The sequence below is a fragment of the Cyclobacterium sp. SYSU L10401 genome (assembly GCF_010993705.1).
GTDB lineage: Bacteria > Bacteroidota > Bacteroidia > Cytophagales > Cyclobacteriaceae > Cyclobacterium.
Genome location: NZ_WOFO01000014.1, coordinates 91,875 through 107,971, shown reverse-complemented (window position 1 = coordinate 107,971; position 16,097 = coordinate 91,875). Strand labels below are relative to the sequence as shown.

At 43.7% G+C, this 16,097-nt stretch carries 16 protein-coding genes and 1 rRNA gene; 6 read left to right on the top strand and 11 right to left on the bottom strand.

The features are described 5' to 3' along the window. Positions 1-163 precede the first annotated feature (163 nt). Positions 164-275 (top strand): 5S ribosomal RNA (gene rrf, locus GL182_RS22690). A gap of 254 nt (positions 276-529) precedes the next feature. Here rrf and GL182_RS22685 read toward each other — a convergent pair. After that, a complete protein-coding gene (locus GL182_RS22685; RefSeq protein WP_240469936.1) occupies positions 530-1,342 on the bottom strand; it encodes a hypothetical protein in 813 nt (270 codons plus the stop codon). Between the two features lie 177 nt (positions 1,343-1,519). Here GL182_RS22685 and GL182_RS22680 point away from each other — a divergent pair, with 177 nt between their 5' ends. From GL182_RS22680 to GL182_RS22665, 4 genes are all read left to right on the top strand, one after another. Continuing rightward, the gene (locus tag GL182_RS22680; protein ID WP_163382094.1) at positions 1,520-2,608 is read left to right on the top strand and encodes an oxygenase MpaB family protein; all 1,089 of its coding nucleotides are present in this window, start codon (positions 1,520-1,522) and stop codon (positions 2,606-2,608) included. Positions 2,609-2,749: 141 nt separating this feature from the next. After that, positions 2,750-3,052, top strand: coding sequence for a DUF2752 domain-containing protein (locus GL182_RS22675; protein ID WP_163382092.1), 303 nt, complete (start codon positions 2,750-2,752; stop codon positions 3,050-3,052). Continuing rightward, positions 3,037-3,417, top strand: a complete 381-nt coding sequence (locus GL182_RS22670) for a TM2 domain-containing protein (protein ID WP_163382090.1) — start codon at positions 3,037-3,039, stop codon at positions 3,415-3,417. The genes GL182_RS22675 and GL182_RS22670 overlap by 16 nt, the downstream gene beginning before the upstream one ends. Then, on the top strand, positions 3,410-4,354 hold the full coding sequence (locus tag GL182_RS22665) for a DUF4097 family beta strand repeat-containing protein (RefSeq protein WP_163382088.1): 945 nt from the start codon (positions 3,410-3,412) through the stop codon (positions 4,352-4,354). Before GL182_RS22670 ends, GL182_RS22665 begins: the two co-directional genes overlap by 8 nt. Before the next feature lie 66 nt (positions 4,355-4,420). Here the strand turns inward: GL182_RS22665 and GL182_RS22660 are convergent, their stop codons facing one another. From GL182_RS22660 to GL182_RS22615, 10 genes are all read right to left on the bottom strand, one after another. Then, entirely contained in the window at positions 4,421-4,618 is a 198-nt protein-coding gene (locus GL182_RS22660; protein ID WP_014020889.1) for a cold-shock protein, read from the bottom strand. A gap of 158 nt (positions 4,619-4,776) precedes the next feature. Next, positions 4,777-5,814, bottom strand: coding sequence for an aspartate--ammonia ligase (asnA, locus tag GL182_RS22655; RefSeq protein WP_163382086.1), 1,038 nt, complete (start codon positions 5,812-5,814; stop codon positions 4,777-4,779). A gap of 92 nt (positions 5,815-5,906) precedes the next feature. After that, positions 5,907-7,052 carry a lactonase family protein gene (locus GL182_RS22650; protein WP_163382085.1) on the bottom strand — a complete coding sequence of 382 codons (1,146 nt, stop codon included), beginning with the start codon at positions 7,050-7,052 and terminating at the stop codon, positions 5,907-5,909. Further along, positions 7,039-7,419 (bottom strand): monovalent cation/H(+) antiporter subunit G, encoded by a 381-nt coding sequence (mnhG, locus tag GL182_RS22645; RefSeq protein ID WP_163382083.1) that lies wholly within the window; start codon positions 7,417-7,419, stop codon positions 7,039-7,041. The genes GL182_RS22650 and mnhG overlap by 14 nt, the downstream gene beginning before the upstream one ends. Beyond that, positions 7,412-7,687 (bottom strand): cation:proton antiporter, encoded by a 276-nt coding sequence (locus GL182_RS22640; RefSeq protein WP_163382082.1) that lies wholly within the window; start codon positions 7,685-7,687, stop codon positions 7,412-7,414. The genes mnhG and GL182_RS22640 overlap by 8 nt, the downstream gene beginning before the upstream one ends. After that, the gene (locus GL182_RS22635; protein ID WP_202928166.1) at positions 7,684-8,163 is read right to left on the bottom strand and encodes a Na+/H+ antiporter subunit E; all 480 of its coding nucleotides are present in this window, start codon (positions 8,161-8,163) and stop codon (positions 7,684-7,686) included. The genes GL182_RS22640 and GL182_RS22635 overlap by 4 nt, the downstream gene beginning before the upstream one ends. A gap of 12 nt (positions 8,164-8,175) precedes the next feature. Beyond that, a complete protein-coding gene (locus GL182_RS22630; RefSeq protein ID WP_162344293.1) occupies positions 8,176-9,684 on the bottom strand; it encodes a proton-conducting transporter membrane subunit in 1,509 nt (502 codons plus the stop codon). Beyond that, the gene (locus GL182_RS22625) at positions 9,681-10,034 is read right to left on the bottom strand and encodes a Na+/H+ antiporter subunit C (RefSeq protein ID WP_162344292.1); all 354 of its coding nucleotides are present in this window, start codon (positions 10,032-10,034) and stop codon (positions 9,681-9,683) included. The genes GL182_RS22630 and GL182_RS22625 overlap by 4 nt, the downstream gene beginning before the upstream one ends. Positions 10,035-10,036: 2 nt before the next feature. After that, positions 10,037-10,447, bottom strand: coding sequence for a Na+/H+ antiporter subunit B (locus GL182_RS22620; protein ID WP_162344291.1), 411 nt, complete (start codon positions 10,445-10,447; stop codon positions 10,037-10,039). A 3-nt stretch (positions 10,448-10,450) separates the two neighbouring features. Next, the gene (locus GL182_RS22615) at positions 10,451-12,757 is read right to left on the bottom strand and encodes a putative monovalent cation/H+ antiporter subunit A (RefSeq protein WP_163382080.1); all 2,307 of its coding nucleotides are present in this window, start codon (positions 12,755-12,757) and stop codon (positions 10,451-10,453) included. 242 nt (positions 12,758-12,999) lie between these two features. Between GL182_RS22615 and GL182_RS22610 the strand changes: the two genes are divergently transcribed. Next, a complete protein-coding gene (locus GL182_RS22610; protein ID WP_163382079.1) occupies positions 13,000-15,552 on the top strand; it encodes a phosphoenolpyruvate carboxylase in 2,553 nt (850 codons plus the stop codon). Positions 15,553-16,097 lie beyond the last annotated feature (545 nt).

Here is a 16,097-nt window from a genome sequence, read left to right as displayed (position 1 = left end):
CGATGACGTTGATAGGCTGCAGGTGTAAAGCCAGAGATGGCAAAGCTGAGCAGTACTAATAGCCCGAAAACTTGAACACCTTTGAAGCATTGCATTTTCTGCGAGACACTGTCAACAAAGAACACAAGAGATTCACGGTCAGCCCATAGGGCACCGTAAAGACATAGGCGGCCCGGCGCAGGGGACCCACCTCTTCCCATCCCGAACAGAGAAGTTAAGCCCTGCAGCGCCGATGGTACTGGGGTTACACCCGGGAGAGTAGGTCGCCGCCTCATTTATTCAAAAGCCCTTTGGTTCATCCACAAGGGCTTTTTTTATACCCTATTACCTTACCCCAAAGCAAAGGAAATGTTCACCACAGATTACACAGATTTGCACAGACAGTATTTAGGGAAGGGATCCGAAAGACACCACAGATAGCACAGATTTAATTTGAGGATCAATGCAAAAACCCCTTATATGTTCTTCTATGCCTTATGTGGTTACCTTTTTTTAAAAATAGGCCAATACTGAATGCCATACCGTTCATTCATTCCAATTGCTCAAAGGTAAGGGCAAGTTTTTTGTTGTCCGGACTGATGGATATTCGGCTGATATTCCCATAACCAGGAATGTTGAAGGTAGCTATTTTCTCCCATTGAATGCTCTTATTTACCTTCCTCAAATACAATTCATTTCCCCGGGCCATCAGCAGCTTGTTCTTATCTACCCAACAAAAATCGTCCGATCCTCCCAAAGCAAGGCCAAGGCTGGATGTTTCCCTTTTTTCTATGTCATAGGCTTTTAATTCGTAGGTGGTTTTGCCATCCGCTACAATATTATTGTTTTTATCCAGAAACACTATTTCCCCGGTCTTTGGCCTTTGTTGGATGGATCGCCCTGGATTAACGGCTATTTCATGGATATCCTCCCTGCTGTATGGGTAGACCAGGCGATTGGGTTCACCAATAACAAATAGGGCTGCTACATCTTCATGCCACCCATAGTAACCCACTGGCTCAATATCATCGTAGAGTAGTTCTGGTTCACCCATATTAATGGGGTATAACCAAAGCCTTTGGCTACTGTCCTCCTCTACCGTAATGGCAGATATGTATTGCCCGCAGTTGGTCAAGTCTGGCGAAAATTCACTTTTATTTTTTGTACGGGTCATGTTGGAGAATTTTCCACTTTCCCAGTTGTACATGATGATATCAAAGTTCCCTGATGGGTCCTCAGATGAAAAAACCAATTGTAAATCATTGATAAACTTAGGCTGGTTATCGTAAAGTTCATTGTTGGTTATCTTCTCGGCAGTTCTCGAGAAAATCTTAAAACCCAGTAAATTATTTTTGGTATCCACCAAGAATAAATCAGTGTTTTCCTGGGCAAGGCTTCTATTGAAATTTGCTGACAGGAAAATTAGAAATAAAACAAGGAAAATTGGGACAGGAAATTTTTTGATCTGACAAAAAGGCATAAAAAAAGCTGGTTTAAATTTAATTTAAAACCAATTTACAAAATACTTGTTATATTCTCAGTGGGAAAATTAGATTTATACACAGATAAACATTTAAATCAACTTCGAAAACTTGAGGATGAGCTTGCCGATACAGCAGTTCAGGCGTTGATGTCAAACAAAGATTTGTCCTACACTATCAATTCCTGGAAGGTAATTCCAGAGAACTTACCGAAAGAATTTCCGCCTGCACTTTGTAGTTATTTCGATTTTTTTCTTGGGGAGCATCCACATGGAGAAGCTCCATTCATTAAGCAAACGCAATTTTTTTTTGAAAAGCATTCCGGATTAATTTTATCCCTGCTGGGGTTTTATTCCCTGCCATATACTTATGCCTTTGGGGACGGGGCAGAAGTATTGGTAAGGTCAAAAAAAATTGTTGAGAATCCCGGAAAGCGGCTGGCAGAAACTGCGCTTTTTGTTTTGGAGTGTTACCGGCCCGAAGCATTTGTAGCCGATAAGAGGATATTATTGGTCTTGTCCAAGGTCCGGTTGATCCATGCCCTATCCAGGTTCTATATAAAGAAACATGCCAGAGATTGGGATCCGGCCTGGGGTCAGCCTATCAATCAGGAGGATTTATTATCTACAAACCTTACATTTAGTTTACTTATTAGTAGGGGGATGCAAAGGTCAAATACTGCTGTCTCTTCTGAGGAACGGGAAATGCTTTTATCGTATTGGGGTTTGATAGGTCATTACCTGGGGATAGATTCCCGATTTTGGCCTGGATCTAATAAAGAAGCTTTTGAGTTGGAGAGGATGATCAGGAAAAGGCATTTGAAGTCATCTCAGGCCGGAAAATTATTACTTCATTCCCTATTGGGGTTTTACCGGCAAAACCTGGTTCGCCCGGAGTTGTCTCCATTTTTGGAGAATATTTTACAATATTACTTGGGAAAGGAAGTGAGTGGTATTTTGGAACTTAAATCTTCGCCAAAATTGCCGGAAGTGCTATTAAGGAACATCCATAATTTCAGGCTTTTTAATCAGGGCTCTGGAAACCCAAAATTTAGCAGGATCTACAGGGAATTTATGACCAACACCCAGAAGTCACTGGGGACTGAAGTTGCCATCAACCTTCCCGTTTTCAAGTCAACAACCTTCTGAAGCTGGCAATGGGTTGCCTGGGAAGATGTTCATAAACGGACATAAAATGTTGTGTAAGCGTACAATATTCTTTAACAAAAGGCCCTGAGTGGGCAGTAGGGCACTTTTTATTAATGGCATTCATTTCGTATGTTTACTGTCATGCAAGCATTTACATCCGGACTTTCGGAATTGATGACATGGACCCTGGCACTTCTGGGAATTTATTTTTTTGGAAGTTCGGTAGGTCACCATTTCAGCCTCTGTCCGTTGGATAACCTGGGCTTTTCCTGGTGTCCCGGATGTGGGTTAGGCAGGTCAATACACCATTTGATGCATGGACAGTTTCAGGTTTCCTGGGAATTACACCCCTTGGGAGGATTTGCCCTGTTCGTCATTCTTTGGCGTTTGATTGAATTGATACTTCATATAAAAAAACAGAGAAAATTATGGCAAACGTATTGAAACACTTACCTGAATTAGAAGGAATGGAATTGGGATACATTCAGGGAATTTTGAAAGACATGAATGAAGAACAAGCAGGACTTTTTTCTCAGGTATACCGTGCCCGCAGAAAAGACAGCCAGATGATCCTGATCCTGACCCTGATTGGTTTTTTTGGATTTGCAGGGTTACACCGGTTTATTTTGGGTCAGATAGGTCTTGGTATTCTTTATTTGTTGACGGTGGGTTTGTGTTTTATCGGAACCATTGTGGATTTGGTCAATTACAAAAGCCTTGCTTATGAATTCAACATTAAAATAGCCCATGAAACGCTATCATTAATGTCTATAAGTAATGACCTTAAACAGGAAAATAAAAATGAATAGCAATTATTTAATCTTTTGCTGTCTGGGGATTGCCAGTTTTCTAATGGCTTGTAATCCCATGCCCATGGAAACCATATCCGACCTGGAGACTTCCTTTGAAGGAATCAATAAAATCAGGGTTAATGGGGGAGCTCTGGAGTTGAGTTACACAGGAGGAGAAGATACCGATAAGGTTTACCTGAGTGCTTACATAAGCTCCTCTGACCCTGATTTGGAGGGGGTAGTTTTCAATAGGTCCGGAGACGAGTTGATAGTTGATTTTGACCCCGATATCGATTTCTCCTTTTTCTTTGGCAATAGGGTTAAAGGGTTTATCAGTTTGACAGGTCCCTCGGAGATGGCCTTGGAAATGAATAGTTCATCCGGAAAAATGGAGGTCAGCAATGTAAAGCACGACTTCATAACCTTAAGGGGGAGTTCGGGAAAAATTGAAGCAAATGATCTGGATTCTCCCAATCTGATGGTGAAGATTTCTTCTGGTAAAGCCGATTTGGCAAACATTCGCGGAAATTTGAATCTGGAGTTATCCTCGGGAATGGGCGCTGTCCAGGGAATGGATGGAAATGTGACATTTAAAGGCTCAAGTGGTCTGGTAAAAATTTCTGATGTGAATGGACTGGTCAGTGGTGAAATGAGTTCAGGTAAAGCCGATATAGCGAGGGTGCAAAAGCTGGGAGAAGTTTCTGTTTCTTCAGGAATGCTATCTGCAGAGAACTGTGGATTGGGCAGGGAAACCCAATTATCGGCCTCCTCCGGCTACATGAAGATTGAAGCCGATGCAGACCTCAACCAATACAATTTCGATTTTAAAGTAGGTAGCGGAAGACTGAGTATAGGAGACCGGTCCAGCAGTGAGGATTTGTATATTGACCGGGGGGCTGAAATAACCATTAAGGGAAAACTACAGTCAGGAAGACTAGATATTCAGGGCAGTTGAAATAAATTAACGCAAAAAAAAAGCAACCCAAGAGGGTTGCTTTCTACTACTGATGTCAATGTTATGTTATGCGTTTACTACCTTCACATTCACTGCATTCAGACCTTTTCTTCCTTCTTTAAGATCGAAGGATACATCATCGTCTTCTCTGATTTCGTCAATAAGTCCAGAGACATGCACAAAATACTCTTTTGATGATTCGTCATCAATGATAAAACCGAATCCTTTGGATTCATTAAAAAATTTTACTTTTCCTGTGTTCATAATTGTAATTAATTGATTGTATTAATGGCAGTAAAGGTAATGAAACTTTTTACAAATAAAACAGTTATTAAAATTATTTTTTAAATTATAAAGACTTCTTGAAAAGTGACTTTAATTAAACAAGGAGTATTTTCTATTATTATAATTTTAATTCGTTTTTATTTCATTAAATCGATTCCCTGGTCTCGGCATTTTTTCGCTTCATCTGCCGGCCATATTCCCGATTGTACTTCACCGATGTGTTTTTTTCTTAAAAGAAACATGCAGGTCCTGGATTGCCCAATGCCTCCTCCGATACTTTGTGGCAATTCTCCATTCAATAATTTTTTATGAAAGAAAAGGTTTTTTCTTTCTTCCTCTCCCGAAATTTTCAATTGCCTTTCCAGGGTAGCAGCATCTACCCGTATTCCCATAGAGGATAGTTCAAATGAGTTTTCCAATAGGGGATTCCAGACCAGGATGTCTCCATTCAGACCTTTATGGCCTTCGGAATTGTAACTGCTCCAGTCATCATAATCAGGAGCCCTGCTATCGTGTTTTTCTCCATTACTCAGGACATCTCCAATACCAATGAGGAAGACGGCTCCAAATGTTTTGCAGGCCTGATATTCCCTTTCTTTGGGAGTTAAACCAGGGTATTGCTGCAGGAGTTTTTCTGCCTGGATAAAGGTAATTTGTTCCGGAAGGATAGGTAGAATGTCTGGAAAGGTGGCATGGATAGAATTCTCCAGCTCCTTAAAAATTCCATAAATACTTTCTACCGTTGTTTTCAGGTATTCCAGGTTTCTATGTGAGGCTGCTATTTTTTGTTCCCAGTCCCATTGGTCTACATACAAGGAATGTAGAGGGGAGTAGTCTTCATCAGGTCTAAGGGCGCGCATATCCGTTAAAATACCTTCACCCTCGCTGGCTTCCAGTTCAGCCAGTTGCCATCTTTTCCATTTGGCGAGAGACTGAACGACTACGGCAGAAGCATCCGATTGATTTTTAATGGGAAACCTGACAGGTCTTTCTATACCATTGAGGTCATCATTGATCCCAGTGCCGTCCATGATAGCCAGGGGGCAGGATATTTTAAACAGGTTCAGCCTTTCAGACATCATGACCGGAAACCGGGTTTTAATCAGGTCTATGGCTCTTTCAGTTTCTCTTCTATTCAATAGGCTTTTGTAATTCAGCTCACTGGGTGCTGCCATTTTTTATTATTTTTCTTTTGGTAAATTTGAAAATTGGCGCAATATAAAAGAAAAGAATTGATTCCGGGACATGTTCTCCCTGATTCCCGTTTTTATGGTAGAAAGTTTATATAGACGGGTTTATGTATTTCAATCCGGTGGTCTGTGGGATTTAAAGTGCCATTTTCCGGATTCCTTTCAAATGCCAATAAAGAATTGGAGTTTTGATTGGCTACCAATACAAATTTTCCATCAGGAGTTAAGTTGAAATTGCGGGGTGTATTGCCCCCCGAGGATAGGGTTTGGATATGATTCAGCTTTCCCTGATCACTTATTTGAAAGACAATGATTTCATTGGCTTCTCCTCTATTGGAGGCATAAAGAAATTTTCCATCCGGGCTAAGCCTGATTTCAGCTGCCCCTACAGATCCGTTAAAATCACTTGTCAGCAGGCTATGGGTCTCCAGGTGTTCCAAAATCCCACCCTGGTAGCGGTATGCCCCGATTTCTGCAGTAATCTCATGGATCAGGTATAACATTTCACCGGCAGCGTCAAATACCATGTGTCTGGGACCGGCACCGGCGTTTACCTTTAACTTAAAATGAGGAGCTGTCACCAATGGCTTTTCCTCGTCGGGATCAAAATTGTAAACCACCACTTCATCTGTCCCCAGGTCAGCTACTAACAGCCGGCCATCATGGGGATGAAAAACTGCAGCATGTACGTGTGGCTGCTTTTGGCGATTGGGGTTAACGCTACTCCCTTCGTGGGAGATCACCTGTACGGCAGCTTGCAATCTACCATCTGACCCTACAGGAATCACTGCAAAGTTGCCTGAGGAATAGTTGGCTGCTACAATAAATTTTTCAGAGGGATCCAGGCTCAGGTAGCAGGGGGCATCACCTTCAGCAGATACGGTATTGATTTTGGATAAAGCCCCCTTATTCAAATGAAAGGAGCTGACCTTTCCTCCGTCGTCCCCTCCGGTTTCCTCTACTGCAAAAACAAGGTTTTGCTTGTTGTTCGGAATAACAAAAGAGGGGTTTTCCGGCTCAGAAGCTGAGGCAAGCAAATTAAAGCCCTTTTCCGGTTCGAATTCAAGCAGGTGAATGCCTTGTTCGGGAGTAGAAGTATAAGTTCCAAGTAAAAACATATAGGATTCAGACATGTCATTGGTTGTCATTTCTGTTTGCTGATTTGCTGATTGCCCGCAGGCCATGACCATTAATACGGCAGGTATGAATTTATTTATTTTCATCTCGTTTAGGGTCGTTTTCACTGGCAAGTTCATGGGTTTTGGGGTGGTATTTTCCCTCGAGGTCATCCAGTTTTGACCGGGACCATAATTTAACTCCTGTAAAATAGGAGGCCCTGCCAATCATATGCGCTCCTACCGGGGCAGTGAGCAGCATAAATAAGATAATGGCCATCACCCGGGAGTAAATCCCGAATTCGTTGAAATAAACACCGGCGGCGATGAGTAATAAGCCAATCCCAAGGGTGGCTGCCTTGGTGGTAACTGAAATTCTCAGGTAAAGGTCGGGCATTCGAACCACGCCAATGGCCGCCAGAAGGATAAACAAGGCACCCAGGGAACTCAAACCTATGATCCAATAATCACTCATTTTTTTCTCTTTTTTCTAAATAATAGGAAAAGGCTACGGTACCTAAAAAGGCAATCAGCGCCATGATCATCGCAATATCCAAAAACGCGGGCTGATTGGTATGAATACTGTAAATGGTAATGATCCCGATTCCGGTAGTCAGTAGCAAGTCAAGGGAAACCACCCGGTCAGAAAGGGTAGGGCCCATGATAAATCTGATAAATATCAACATGGTGGATGCAGCGAGAATGGGCAGTATCACCAGGTATAAATAGTCGTTTACACTCATCTCAATATCTCTAATAACTTCCGTTCAAATCCATTTTTAATGCCAGCGACAAATTCTTCCTTGTCGTTTACGTACATCGCATGCACGTATAATACTTTGCGGTCATCTGACACGTCCAGGCTTAGGGTTCCGGGTGTCAGTGTAATCAAATTGGCCAATAAGGTGATTTCTAAATCCGACTTAGCCGTAAGTGGTATTTTGATAATCCCCGGTTTCATATAATAGCTGGGTGTCACCACGTCATAGGCTACCTGAAGGTTGGCCTTTATCAACTCGTAAAGGAAAAAGAAAATAAAAGCAATCAATTTGGGCCCCCTGTGAAAATACTTGTTTTCCCCACTGTTTCTGGATATCAGCCACAGCAGGAAAAAACTCAATAAAAACCCAAATACAAAATTCACGAATGAAAAAGTACCCGTGACCGCCAGCCAGATAAAGGAAAGAAGTAGATTGCTGAGAAATCTGGTTTTTATCATTTTTAGTGCGATTTAAGTTCCTAAAACGGCTTGTATGTAGGCAGATGGATCCATCAGATTCTCGGCGACGGTCATTGCTATTCGCATGACCCACTCCGCCCCGAAACCTATTCCCAAAGAAAGGATGGATAGAAAAACCACCGAAGCCAGCATCGCTCGCTTTTTAAGGGGTTTTAACTCATCAAAGTATTTGATATGCTCTTTCTTGGGCAATATCTGCGGATCTTTCCAGAACACCTCCGACCATAGTTTGGCAATGATGAATAAGGTAAGGAAACTTCCCAATAGTATGAAGCCAATCAATAAAATATTGGACGAGTCCATGGCACCCTGGATGAGCAAGAGCTTCCCCCAGAATCCGGATAGGGGAGGAATACCAACCAACGAAAACAACGGAATGGCCATCAGAAGACTCATCAGTGGCTGTTCTTTGTAAAAGCCACCTAGTAGCCGCATGGAATAGGTGCCCTTGATTTTGAAAATCAAACCGCTAACCATGAATAAATTGGTTTTAACCACAATGTCATGAACCAGATAAAATACGGCTCCTGCCAGGGCAAGGGTACTGTATATACCAAGACCGGCCAACATAAATCCGATATGACAGATAATCAGGTAGCTGAATACTTTTCGGATATTATTTTGCATCAAGGCACCGACTCCTCCCGAGAAAATGGTCAGCATGGCCATAACGGTAATGACAGTGGTAAGAAACGTGTCTGGGACAAATATCAGCGTAAACACCCGCAGCATGGCATACACCCCTACTTTTGTAAGCAAGCCTCCGAAAATAGCCGATATAGCCGGTGGTGGCGTGTGATAGGACGCCGGTAGCCAAAAATAGAGGGGGAAAACGGCCGATTTGATTCCAAAACCTACCAGGAATAAGATAGCGGTTACGTTTACCAATCCGCGGTTTTCTACCTTTGCCACTTGTAGTGAAAGATCGGCCATGTTGAGACTTCCGGTTAGCCCATAGAGGATAGCAATTGCCGTGAGAAAAACCACCGAGGCCAACAGGTTCATGGCCACATATTTGATAGCCCCTTCTAACTGTGCTTTCTCCCCACCAATGGTGATCAGCACAAAGGAAGAAATGATGATGATTTCAAACCATACATACAGGTTGAAAATATCTCCTGTGAGGAAGGCACCACTGAGTCCCATAATTAATAAATGCAGGATTGGGAAATAACCGAACCTGACCCGCGCATTGCGGATGCTGCCGACGGAAAATACACTTACCGCAAGACCGGAGATAGCGGTGAGTAAAACCAACAAGGCACTAAAGGTATCGGCTACAAAGGTGATCCCAAAAGGAGCGATCCAACCGCCCGCCTGCATGGTCTGGATTCCCTCCTGATTGACTTTTATCAAAAGCGAAATACTGATCAGTAAGGCAATAAGAGACCCAACGACAGAAATCAGCTTTTGCAGGTTTTTGTTGGTCCAGGAAAACATCAATGTTACGGCAACAAAAAGCTGGAAAATGACCGGTAAAACAATATAGGGGTTGCTCATAAATCTTCGTCGGTTGCGTACATTTCGTCCAGATCGTCTGTTTTTACTACTTTATAGGCCCTTTTTATCAAAATAATGGCAAAAGCCTGCAGGCCAAAACTGATAACAATGGCCGTCAGAATGAGTGCCTGAGGTACCGGGTCTGCATAGATTTCACCCAACATCTTCTCGTTTGGGCCTATGATAGGGGGCTCTCCCTTCACGATCTTTCCCAGTAAAAAGATGAGTAAGTTGGCACCGTTACCTAGCAAAATCAACCCAATAATTAATTTAACCAAGCTGCGCCTCAGCATCATGTAGATACCGGCGGCATATAATAAACCTATGATAATTACCAATAATAGTTCCATACTTAAAGCCCTTCAGATATGGTGAAAATAATGGTGAGGGTGACCCCGATCACTACCAGATACACGCCTGTGTCAAAAAACAAGGCCGTGCCGACCGTACCGATAACCGGAACGGGCTGATCCATCCACAGGCCGGTCATAAAGGTTTCGCCTGTAAATAAAGGCAGGCTGCCTGCCAGCAGAGCCAGTGCCAAACCAACCGGCATCAAAAATCCGGGATGGAATTTCACGATATTTTTCGTGTTTTCGACTCCGTTGGCAAAGGAATGGATCACAAAAGCAATGGAAGCCATCAACCCGCCAACAAATCCCCCCCCTGGAAGGTAATGGCCCCGAAGCAGAATAAATACTGAAAAGAGTAATAACAGCGGAAGCAGGTAGACGGAAGCAGATTTGAATATGATTGTCTTCATAGGTTATTCTTTTTCGGTACTTCTAAGGTGCAATTTCAATAGGCCAAAAACGCCGATTGCAGCGATGGCCAGAACGGTGATTTCTACTATGGTATCAAATCCCCGGAAGTCGACCAGTATGACGTTTACAACATTTTTACCCTTGCCCAGAAGGTAGGCGTTTTCCGCGTAATATTCAGTCGTTTTCTTGCTCAGGGATTCACTCATCACTTCCAGAGCCAATATACTAATCAGGGCACCAAAGATGAGTGATAATAATCCATCCCGAATCCGTACCCGGGTATCGGATAGCTTTAGGTATTTGGGTAAATTATAAAGGACCAGAACAAATAAAATGACCGTCAGGGTATCGATGGAAAATTGAGTCATGGCCAAATCCGGTGCTGAATAGAACAGGAAAATCAGGCAGAAGGAATACCCTACCACTCCCAGTGAAGCGACGGCTGCCAACCTGGATTTGGAGAAAACCGTAAATAATATGGCGACGGCCATGACCAGCAAAACCACCGCCTCGTAGAAGGTGACTTCGGTCATTACATCCGTATTGATCAGCAATTCCACTCCTATAAATAAGCGGTAGGCTAGCAAAAGTGAAAGAAAACCAAGAATGGTGATCAGGTAATAGCGCAAATACCCGTTTTGGAAAAAACCCGTCCATCCTTTTCCCGCGAGCGCAAATCCCCGGGATATGCCCATGATGAGGGATTGCGGAGAAAACCGATCGAAAGCGGTTACTTTTTTCAGCAGGCTCTCGGAAGGTTTCAATAGGAAATACAGTACCGTTCCCGATCCGATGGTGATCAGACTCAGAAGAAAGATCAAATTGAAACCGTGCCACAACTGCAAATGGAAATCGGGACGAGCACCCGTGAGGCTACTCACTGCTGGCTTGATTAACCCTCCTTCCAATACCCCCGGAAATAGTCCGAAAAGGATACCCAGGCCAGCCAGGATCAAGGGCGGAACATACATGGAAGGGGCTGGCAGGTGAACATTTTTAAATTTTTCAGGCAGTTTGCCTATAAATGGTTTTATGCCCGCTACAAAACCAGCCACCAACAAGGCCACATTGGTAAGGATGGCCAGGCAGGTTAAGAGCCAGGCCAAATCTCCCATCCCCAGTGTCGCTTCGTAAATCAGATCCTTTCCTACAAATCCAAAGGAGGGGGGAATCCCCGCATTGGAGATAGCTGCCAGCATGGCGGCGATTCCTACAGGCAGCATGACCTTATTCAAGCCCCCTAGCTGCGTCACATCCCGGGTGCCGGTCTCGTGATCTATAATGCCCGTGACGAGGAATAGGGTGGCTTTGTAAAGCGCATGAACCAAGATAAAAACCGAGGCAGCTAGTAGGGCGTCGGGGGAACCCAGTCCGATGAGAAAAACCAGTATTCCCAGCGCAGAAATGGTCGAGTAAGCAAGAATTCCTTTTAAATCAATTCGGAACAGGGCATGGATGGCGGCATATACCATGGTAAGCGCTCCTACGATGATCAACGTTCCGTTCCACCATTCGTGATTCCCTAAAACGGGGGTAAATCGCGCCAAAAGGTAGACACCGGCCTTTACCATGGTGGCAGAGTGCAGGTAGGTCGAAACGGGAGTAGGAGCCTTCATGGCTCCCGGTAACCAAAAGTGAAAGGGGAATTGGGCGGATTTGGTAAAGGCCGCAATAAATAAAAAGAATAAGACCCAACCGTACAATGAATGGTCTTTGATGGCATCAGCCATTGGAGCCATAGCCGAAATCTGGTAGGCATCGGTTATTTGTCCCAATCCGACCATGGCGGCCAATAGAAACAAGCCTCCGAAACCGGTAATAGCCAACGCCGTCAGGGCCGATTTTCGGGAATCCTCCTTATCGTTATTAAATCCGATCAGAAAAAAGGAACTGATACTGGTCAGCTCCCAAAATAAGAAAAGGGTGTAGATATTGTCAGAAAGGACCAGCCCCAGCATGGAAGCCATGAATAAAGACAAGTAAGCATAAAACCGATCCAGGTAGTGGTGGCCCTTCAGGTAGGCAGAAGTATAGACAAAAACCAAGGTGCCTACCCCACTGATCAGTAAAACAAACAACAGGGACAAACCGTCAAGGTAGAAATCCAGATTGATTCCCAGGGAAGGGACCCATTGGTAACTGGTTTTTATGGGATTGCCAGCTAGTATTTCCGGAATTTTGGAAAGGAAGTATATAAATAGGGTTAAGGGCAACAATGCCACCCATAGCGTTGAAATGGATTTTAGCCGACCGAGGATAATAGGTATGAGTAAAGCAAAAATAAATCCCGAGATTACTGCGGTTAACATCAGCGCTGGTTTATGGAGGTTGATTTTCGAAAGCCTAAAATACAAAAAATCTTGGATAGGACAGCCTACTGGCATGTGATTCTAAGTTCGGCCCGAGAGAAGGTGGAGTAATATCCTGATTGTAAGTAAAATAAATAAAAAACCCTTTTGTCCGTGTAAAATTTAAGATGATATAGGTGTATAGAAAGAAAAAAATGTGCATTTTTGAGTAATTCGAAAGATTAAAATTAATCCCATTTACCATGGCAAACATTTACGAGACTGAAGTTGCTAAGCGCTTTACGATCTATAACAGTCTGTTTTTAGACCTTCCCTTTGACCAAATATACCGAACGGGTACCCTGTTACCCATCTTATCTGAGGCTTGTCAAAATGGCTTTCAGAAAAACAAATCCCCAAAGGAAATTATACAGCAGTTTTTTGAGGAACTGATGGCGGATAAACCCGAAGCCGACCGGCACGACCTGCTCTTCAAAATGGTGCAATACATTGAGCGTCAGGTGGTGTTGTTTGATTCCATAGAGGATGCTGCTTACGAAAAATTTAATGATATCAGGGGAAAAGGCACCATGACGGCGCTCATTTCCAGAGCCGAAAACGATCACAAGCGGGAGGAGTTGATCGAAAAACTAAAGAACTTCTCCGTTCGGCTAACCCTTACCGCTCATCCTACTCAGTTTTACCCGGGAAATGTGCTGGCAATCATTACTGATTTGGAACAGGCCATCCGTAAAAACGACCTGGGCGACATTGACCTGCTTTTAAGGCAATTGGGAAAAACGGCCTTTATTAATAAAGAAAAACCCTCTCCCTACGAAGAGGCTGTAAGTTTGACCTGGTTTTTAGAATACGTATTTTATCCGAGCATTTCGGATATCATGATTCGGATCCTTAACCAATTGAATATTCCACTGCACGATTGGGAAAACCCCAACCTGCTGAAGGTGGGATTTTGGCCGGGAGGAGACCGGGACGGAAACCCCTATGTGACCCATGACATTACCAAAAAAGTAGCCGACAAGCTTCAAAACAGTATTTTGAAGTGTTACTACAGAGATATTCGAAAAGTAAGAAGAAGGCTGACCTTCCACAATGTGGAAAGTCACCTGATCAAGGCGGAAAGGGGTATTTACAACACCCTGTTTAGCGGAGGCGGGGAAATGTTCCACTCCAAAGACGACCTGCTGGAGGTGCTTTATCAGGCGAGAAAGGGGATCATCGAAGACCATGGAGGACTTTCGCTGGAATTGCTGGATGAGTTTATCCTGAAAGTGCGGGTTTTTGGCTTCCATTTCGCCAGCATGGATGTGCGGCAGGACAGCAGAAAGCATGACAGCTTATGGGATGCCATCATTGGTGAAAAGGAGGGAGAATCAGGCTTGAAATCCTACCACGAAGGAGATGAGGAAAGCAAGATCCAAAAAGTGCTCGGCACGTCCGCCTTACCTGCCATGGATACATTGGAAGACCCTTTTCACAGGGAAATGCTGCAGAGCATCGAATCCATCGCCTACATACAAAAAAGCAATGGACCGATGGGTTGTCACCGGTACATCATCTCCAATAACCAATCCGTGCTTCATATCATGGAGGTGTTCCAGCTTAATAAACTGCTCCTTGCCAGAGGAGGGGATTTGTTTTTGGATATCGTTCCCCTATTTGAAACCATCGATGACCTGGCTGCTGCACCGGGTGTGATGAGATCCTTATACCACAATAAAATTTACAGGGATCATTTAAAGCACCGTGGGGATAAGCAGACCATTATGCTGGGCTTTTCGGATGGCACCAAAGATGGCGGATACATCCGGGCCAACTGGTCCATTTTACGCGCCAAAGAAGAATTGACCCTTGTGGCCAGAGAGGAAGGAATTGATGTGGTCTTCTTTGACGGCAGGGGAGGACCACCTGCACGAGGAGGTGGAAACACTCATAATTTCTATGCCTCGCTGGGACCAAACGTGGAAAACCGGGAAATCCAGATCACCATACAGGGACAAACCATCAGTGCCAATTACGGCAAACCGGTAAGCTGCTCATATAACCTGGAGCAACTCCTGAGTGCTGGAATGGAAAGTCATTTGTATCCTTCCAGCGAAAATAGTCTGACGGAAACGCAGAAGGAGCTGATCGAAGAAATGGCAAATATCAGTTACAATGCCTATAAGGAACTAAAAAATCATCCCCAGTTTGTCCCTTACCTGGAAAAAGTGACTCCGCTGAAATTCTTCGGTATGACCAATATCGGCTCCCGGCCTGTGAAAAGGAGTAAAGGTGGAAGCATGAAATTTGAAGACCTGCGGGCCATTCCATTTGTAGGTGCCTGGGCGCAGATGAAGCAGAATATCCCCGGATTCTTCGGAGTAGGAAAGGCCATTGAGGAATTGGAGAAAAGAGGAAAATTGAAAGAGGTGCAGCAACTGTACAAAGACTCCTTGTTTTTCCGGTCCTTGCTGGGGAATTCCATGCAATCGCTGGCCAAAGCCTTTTACCCAGCTACGGCTTACCTGAAAGAAGACGAGCAATTTGGAGGATTTTGGGATCTAATGTACGGGGAGTACCAACTTTCCTACGAAAAAATCCTGAAAGTAGCCGGTATGAACAGCCTGCTGGAGGATAGCCCTCTTAGTAAGGAATCCATCGGTATCCGTGAAAAAATCGTGTTGCCGCTAATAACCATTCAGCAATATGCGATACAAACCATTCTGGAAAAAGGCAAAGAAGATACGGCTTTGCAGAAGCTGATTCTACGAACCATGTTTGGTATCATCAATGCGGCTAGAAACGCCGCCTGACCCATCCCTAATTATACAATAAACAGCCTACAGAAGCTTTTCTGTAGGCTTTTTTTTAAACCATATAAGGCATGTAAGAATACACAAGCATTATCGCAATCCCTTCTATGTCCTTATGTTTCTTATGTGGTTTCTTTTAAACCATATAAGGCATATAAGTACACATAAGCAGTGTCGCAACCCCTTCCATGTCCTTTTGTTCCTTATGTGGTTCCCTTTAAACCATATAAGGCATGTAAGTACCCATAAGCAGTATCGCAACCCCTTCTATGTCCTTATGTTTCTTATGTGGTTCCCTTTAAACCATATAAGGCATGTAAGTACCCATAAGCAGTATCGCAACCCCTTCCATGTCCTTATGTCCCTTATGTGGTTTTTTTTTAACCATATAAGGCATGTAAGTACCCATAAGCAGTATCGCAACCCCTTCTATGTCCTTATGTTCCTTATGTGGTTTCTTTTAAACCAAATAAGGCATTTAAGAATACATAAGCATTATCGCAACCCCTTCCATGTCCTTATGTCCCTTATGTGGTTTTTTTAAA